3 protein-coding genes, 8 tRNA genes and 1 rRNA gene (1 of these 12 cut by a window edge) are annotated in these 6,181 nt (G+C 53.7%); all 12 read left to right on the top strand.

Annotated features, from left to right (window positions below; genetic code table 11):
• Nucleotides 1–1,658, top strand: a 23S ribosomal RNA gene (locus MJA45_RS26095); it begins 1,287 nt to the left of the window's first position.
• A 68-nt stretch (nt 1,659–1,726) separates the two neighbouring features.
• Nucleotides 1,727–1,818 (top strand) — tRNA-Ser (locus tag MJA45_RS26090).
• Nucleotides 1,819–1,837: 19 nt separating this feature from the next.
• Nucleotides 1,838–1,914, top strand: a tRNA-Met gene (locus MJA45_RS26085).
• A 60-nt stretch (nt 1,915–1,974) separates the two neighbouring features.
• A tRNA-Val gene (locus MJA45_RS26080) sits at nt 1,975–2,050 on the top strand.
• Between the two features lie 22 nt (nt 2,051–2,072).
• Nucleotides 2,073–2,148: transfer RNA gene (locus MJA45_RS26075), tRNA-Thr, on the top strand.
• A gap of 13 nt (nt 2,149–2,161) precedes the next feature.
• Nucleotides 2,162–2,238, top strand: a tRNA-Asp gene (locus tag MJA45_RS26070).
• 23 nt (nt 2,239–2,261) lie between these two features.
• Nucleotides 2,262–2,337, top strand: a tRNA-Phe gene (locus MJA45_RS26065).
• A 9-nt stretch (nt 2,338–2,346) separates the two neighbouring features.
• Nucleotides 2,347–2,432: transfer RNA gene (locus MJA45_RS26060), tRNA-Tyr, on the top strand.
• A 50-nt stretch (nt 2,433–2,482) separates the two neighbouring features.
• Nucleotides 2,483–2,558: transfer RNA gene (locus MJA45_RS26055), tRNA-Lys, on the top strand.
• Nucleotides 2,559–2,761: 203 nt separating this feature from the next.
• A complete protein-coding gene (locus MJA45_RS26050; protein WP_315604813.1) occupies nt 2,762–3,709 on the top strand; it encodes an MraY family glycosyltransferase in 948 nt (315 codons plus the stop codon).
• A 106-nt stretch (nt 3,710–3,815) separates the two neighbouring features.
• Nucleotides 3,816–4,925 (top strand): PucR family transcriptional regulator, encoded by a 1,110-nt coding sequence (locus MJA45_RS26045; RefSeq protein WP_315604812.1) that lies wholly within the window; start codon nt 3,816–3,818, stop codon nt 4,923–4,925.
• Nucleotides 4,926–5,018: 93 nt separating this feature from the next.
• On the top strand, nt 5,019–6,143 hold the full coding sequence (locus MJA45_RS26040; protein WP_315604811.1) for an ABC transporter ATP-binding protein: 1,125 nt from the start codon (nt 5,019–5,021) through the stop codon (nt 6,141–6,143).
• Nucleotides 6,144–6,181 lie beyond the last annotated feature (38 nt).

Here is a 6,181-nt window from a genome sequence, read left to right as displayed (position 1 = left end):
AGGAGTGCTGGAGCGTAGACAAGTGAGAATGCCGGTATAAGTAACGAAAAGACAAGTGAGAATCTTGTCCGCCGAAAACCTAAGGGTTCCTGAGGAAGGCTCGTCCGCTCAGGGTAAGTCGGGACCTAAGGCGAGGCCGAAAGGCGTAGTCGAAGGACAACAGGTTGACATTCCTGTACCACCGTAAACCGCTACGAGCGATGGGGTGACGCAGAAGGGAAGAGACGCAGACGGATGGAAGAGTCTGTCCAAGCAGCAAGGCTGGTGTGTAGGCAAATCCGCACACTGTAAGGCTGAGCTGTGACGGGGAGGGAAAATTACAGTACCGAAGGTCTTGTACTCATGCTGCCAAGAAAAGCCTCTAGCCAGGTGAAGGTGCCCGTACCGCAAACCGACACAGGTAGGTAAGAAGAGAATTCTAAGGCGCGCGGAAGAACTCTCGTTAAGGAACTCGGCAAAATGACCCCGTAACTTCGGGAGAAGGGGTGCCTCGGTAGGGTGAATAGCCCGAGGGGGCCGCAGTGAAAAGGCCCAAGCGACTGTTTAGCAAAAACACAGGTCTGTGCGAAGCCGCAAGGCGAAGTATACGGGCTGACGCCTGCCCGGTGCTGGAAGGTTAAGGGGAGCGGTTAGCGCAAGCGAAGCTGTGAACCGAAGCCCCAGTAAACGGCGGCCGTAACTATAACGGTCCTAAGGTAGCGAAATTCCTTGTCAGGTAAATTCTGACCCGCACGAATGGCGTAACGACTTGGGCGCTGTCTCAACGAGAGATCCGGTGAAATTTTAATACCTGTGAAGATGCAGGTTACCCGCGACAAGACGGAAAGACCCCATGGAGCTTTACTGCAGCTTGATATTGGACTTGGGTACGATCTGTACAGGATAGGTGGGAGCCTAAGAATCATGAGCGCCAGCTTGTGAGGAGGCGACGTTGGGATACCACCCTGATCGTATCTAGGTTCTAACCTCCTCCCGTGAATCCGGGAGAGGGACCGTGTCAGGCGGGCAGTTTGACTGGGGCGGTCGCCTCCTAAAGCGTAACGGAGGCGCCCCAAGGTTCCCTCAGAATGGTTGGAAATCATTCGCAGAGTGCAAAGGCAGAAGGGAGCTTGACTGCAAGACGTACAGGTCGAGCAGGGACGAAAGTCGGGCTTAGTGATCCGGTGGTACCGAATGGAAGGGCCATCGCTCAACGGATAAAAGCTACCCTGGGGATAACAGGCTTATCTCCCCCAAGAGTCCACATCGACGGGGAGGTTTGGCACCTCGATGTCGGCTCATCGCATCCTGGGGCTGAAGTAGGTCCCAAGGGTTGGGCTGTTCGCCCATTAAAGCGGTACGCGAGCTGGGTTCAGAACGTCGTGAGACAGTTCGGTCCCTATCTGTCGCGGGCGCAGGAAATTTGAGAGGAGCTGTCCTTAGTACGAGAGGACCGGGATGGACGTACCGCTGGTGTACCAGTTGTTCCGCCAGGAGCACCGCTGGGTAGCCAAGTACGGACGGGATAAGCGCTGAAAGCATCTAAGCGTGAAGCCCCCCTCAAGATGAGATTTCCCAATTAGTAAGACCCCTTGTAGACGACGAGGTAGATAGGTTCGGCGTGGAAGTGCTGTAAAGCATGCAGCGGACGAATACTAATCGGTCGAGGGCTTATTCATGACCCCACTAGGGGAGCAAAAGGATGAAACAACGTAAGCTTCGAATCCAGTTTTCAGGGAATGATCTTGGAGAGATACCCAAGTGGCTATAAGGGGACCCTCTGCTAAGGGGTTAGACTGCGTAAGCGGTGCGAGGGTTCGAATCCCTCTCTCTCCGCCATCTCTGAACATGATATAACGGCGGCGTAGCTCAGCTGGCTAGAGCGTACGGTTCATACCCGTAAGGTCGGGGGTTCGATCCCCTCCGCCGCTACCATTTTCCCTATTGAATGTAGACAAGACCTGTGATAAGATATCCCTTGTGCCCAACAAGCATGGACGCTTAGCTCAGCTGGGAGAGCATCTGCCTTACAAGCAGAGGGTCGGCGGTTCGATCCCGTCAGCGTCCACCATTTATGCCATTATGGCACTCATGCCGACGTAGCTCAGCTGGTAGAGCAACGGTATCGTAAACCGTAGGTCGGGGGTTCGAATCCCTTCGTCGGCACCAGTTATTACCTTGTGGAGCTGTGGTGTAGAGGCCTAACATGCCTGCCTGTCACGCAGGAGACCGCGGGTTCGAATCCCGTCAGCTCCGCCATTCTAACTGAATAGGCTTCATTAGGCTCGGTAGCTCAGTCGGTAGAGCAGAGGACTGAAAATCCTCGTGTCGGCGGTTCGATTCCGTCCCGAGCCACCATGTAATCCTGGAGGATTAGCGAAGTGGCCAAACGCAGCAGACTGTAAATCTGTTCTCTGACGAGTTCGGTGGTTCGAATCCATCATCCTCCACCATTTTATTCTTTCTTGAGCTAGCGGCCCATACCCAAAGCACCTAGCAGCAAGAGCCATTAGCTCAGTTGGTAGAGCACCTGACTTTTAATCAGGGTGTCGAAGGTTCGAGTCCTTCATGGCTCACCATTTTCTACAATTAACCAAGGAGACCTTTACCGGTCTCCTTTTTGCTGTGCCTGGAATTGGAACCCGGCCAAGGGGATAGAGGAACGGGCCGGAGGACATGCTACGTTTTGCCTGGACCGGATGGTGGCTCTTCCTCATGAGGAGGGAAGGGGATCCATTTCCTCAAGAGATGTACAGGGTTAATCGACTAAGGGGGCGAGGGTATGGTTTATTTGAAAGCGATCGGAAGCGGGCTGGCTTTGATCCTGCTTCTCGTTCCCTTGGTTCGCCGATGGGCCCTGCGCCTCGGGTACGTGGACCGTCCGGGGGGACGGAAAATACATAAGGCTCCCATCCCGCTGATGGGGGGACTGGCGATTTATGCGGCATGCGTAATCCCGCTGATCGGGTATAACGGGTGGACCGCGCAGACGGGAGCTATTGTGACCGGCGGAACCCTTTTGCTTGCGGTGGGGCTGCTGGATGACGGCTTCAAGGCTAAGGGAAGGGACTTCCCGGTCTGGCCCCGTCTGGTCGTCTATTTGATTACCTCGGCCGTTCCTCTTGGATATGGCATCATGATAGCGGGGGTCCGCCTTCCGGGCACCGGCATCCTACTTGATTTTCCTGTCTGGTTGGCGTGGGCGGCGACCATGCTGTGGGTGTTTGCCCTAACGAATATGATTAACTTCATTGACGGAATCGACGGGCTGGCCTCGGGCATCGTTACGATATCCTCTGCTACCCTGCTGGTGGTTTCCGCTTGGAAGCACCAGATGGAGCCTGGCCTGTTAGCGGCAATTCTCGTAGGGGTTTGTATCGGCTTTCTCGGCTATAATTTTCATCCGGCCAAAATATTTATGGGTGATGCGGGAGCGGTATTCCTGGGCTATACACTTGCGGTTGTGGCGGTAAACGGGGCTTTCAAGAGCGCCACGGTCATTTCCATCTTCGTTCCGGTTCTTGCCCTAAGTGTTCCGATTATGGATACGGGCTTCGTCCTCCTACGCAGGCTGCTCCGGGGCACAGGGATTCACCGGGCGGATAAGCTTCATACCCATCATACGCTGATGTCCTGGGGGTTGACCCAGCCTCAGACGGTTTCTTTCCTCTACCTGATTGCGATCAGCTTTTCACTTTTGTCGGTCATTCTGCTCCTACTTTTCAGTTAAAACTTCTCCACCTCCGGGATGCCGGGGGTTTCTTTCTTTTGGAGGGATGCGGTATCATGGGAAAGAAGACTAAGAGAGAGCAGACTATTCGTATAGGGGTAATGCGATGCATTGGGAACGGATTCAAAACCAACTGGAACAAATTTTGCAGACTCCGGTGACCCTTCTTAAAATGCCGCTCGACGAGTGGGAAGCCAAAACGGGATCATCGGCCCAACAGGCCCGCCTCCAGACCAGCGTGTTTGACGGGGATCAATCCAGCTTTCTGCTGCAGGTAACAGGGGGCCAAACCCTGGTCCTGACGGTTGACGGGATGCTGACTGCGGCGGAAAATCAGCTGGTGGAGCTTATGCTGGATGCCTACAGGCTTCCCGAGAAGACGAGGCCGGCCTCTCCGGCGGCGGAAGATGAACGCAAATCGCTTCTCGTTAAGGAATGGTTTTTTCATCAGCTCGAAATGGGCAAAACGAATGCCGAGATGCCCGATATGCTGGCCGCTCAGCTATCGTTCTACAAGACGCGGATCCCGCTTCTCCTGTACGGGGAATATTCGGACTCCCGGAGCGTTCCTTATAAGGAACTGAAAAAGCTGCTCGATTCCTTCTTCGGGGCGGAGATGGTGCTTATCCCCCTGATGGAGAAAGAATGGCTCCTTCTGGGGCCGGAGTCCCTGCTGACAGCAAGCGGGGGAGAACGGGACGGATTGGAGGAGGAGAGCCTGGAGGAGTCGCTTGAATCCATCTGTTCGGGGCTTTATGAGATGCTGTCGAACGAATGGGTGGGCGAGTTCCATTTGACCATCCATTATCCGATGACCCCGGCCAAATCACTTCTCTCTACGGTTCTGCAGATGAGAGAGACGATGATGCTCGGCCAAACCTTCCACCTCGGCAGCAACATGCATCTTCCCTGGCACCTGCATCTCGAGAAGCTCATGAACGGAATTCCCGAGGGGGCGAAGGCCAGCTTCGTCGAGCAGGTGTTCCGCCGCAACGATCCGCTTCTCGACGCGGAGATTCAGTCGACGCTGGAGCACTTTTTTGACTTGGAATGCAACGTCAGCGAAACGGCCAAGCAGCTCTACATTCACCGCAACACGCTGCTCTACCGCCTGGATAAATTCAAGCAGGAAACCGGACTCGACGTACGCACCTTCAATGATGCCGTTCTGGTGAAGATCGCTTTGCTATTGTATAAAGTCACGAAAAGGAAGTAATTTTTTTGTAAGGATTGTGCATAGCCACAAAGAATCCGCTAGGGTAAGATGAAAGTATTAAAGAAGCAGATACTTTTGCGGGAGGTAATATACATGGCAGGCGTTCGTTTGAATCATATCGTTAAAACTTATCCTGGTGCTGAAGAAGCAACGGTTAAAGATTTTCATTTGGATATCAAAGACAAAGAATTTCTCGTTCTGGTCGGCGCTTCCGGTTGCGGTAAGTCCACTACGCTTCGTATGATCGCCGGATTGGAAGAAATCACGGAAGGCGAACTCTACATTGGAGACCGTCTCGTGAACGACGTCGCTCCTAAAGATCGCGACATCGCGATGGTATTCCAGTCTTACGCCCTGTATCCTCACATGAACGTTTACCAGAACATGGCCTTCGGTCTGAAGCTGCGTAAATTCAAGAAAGCCGACATCGATGCACGCGTTCGTGCAGCCGCAAAAATTCTCGATATCGAGCACCTGCTGGACCGCAAGCCGAAAGCTCTTTCCGGTGGTCAGCGCCAGCGTGTCGCCCTCGGACGTGCTATCGTTCGTGAGCCTCAAGTGTTCCTGATGGACGAACCTCTTTCCAACTTGGACGCCAAGCTTCGCGTTGCGATGCGTGCGGAGATCAGCAAGCTGCACAAGCGTCTCGAAACGACCATTATCTACGTAACGCATGACCAGACGGAAGCTATGACCATGGGCCAGCGGATCGTCGTTATGGACAAAGGCATCATCCAGCAAGCGGCTACTCCGGAAGAAATTTACAACCATCCGGTTAACATGTTCGTAGCCGGCTTCATCGGATCTCCTTCCATGAACTTCGTGAGCGGCTCCATGACCGATCAAGGAGGAAGCCTCTACTTCAAAGCCGAAGGCGTGAACGTAGAAATTCCTCAAGGCAAAGCCGCTGTTCTTCGCGACAAAGGCTATGTAGGTAAAGAAGTGGTACTCGGCATTCGTCCCGAAGACCTGCATGATGAGCCGATCTTCCTGGAAGGCTCCCCTAACTCCATCGTTAACGCGCACATTGAAGTATCCGAGAACCTCGGACACGAAATGTACCTGTACATCAATGGCATCGGAACGAACTCCGTTATCGCCCGTGTGGACAGCCGCGCCGGCGTAAAAGAAGGAAGCAACGTTCGTTTGGCTCTGGACATGAACAAAGTTCATTTCTTCGACAAAGAAACGACGCTTTCCATCTTCGCCAACAACTAATCGTTAAGCATTGCAAGGCCAGCCTTAGGAGGCTGGCC

It is taken from the genome of Paenibacillus aurantius (assembly GCF_032268605.1).
In the GTDB taxonomy this organism is placed as follows: domain Bacteria; phylum Bacillota; class Bacilli; order Paenibacillales; family NBRC-103111; genus Paenibacillus_AO; species Paenibacillus_AO aurantius.
This window is presented reverse-complemented; position numbering and strand designations above follow the sequence as displayed.

Excerpts from the sequence above, each read along its gene's own strand:
- MJA45_RS26050 (WP_315604813.1), top strand. The coding sequence starts at position 2,762 with ATGGTTTATTTGAAAGCGATCGGAAGCGGGCTGGCTTTGATCCTGCTT.
- MJA45_RS26045 (WP_315604812.1), top strand. The coding sequence starts at position 3,816 with ATGCATTGGGAACGGATTCAAAACCAACTGGAACAAATTTTGCAGACT.
- MJA45_RS26040 (WP_315604811.1), top strand. The coding sequence starts at position 5,019 with ATGGCAGGCGTTCGTTTGAATCATATCGTTAAAACTTATCCTGGTGCT.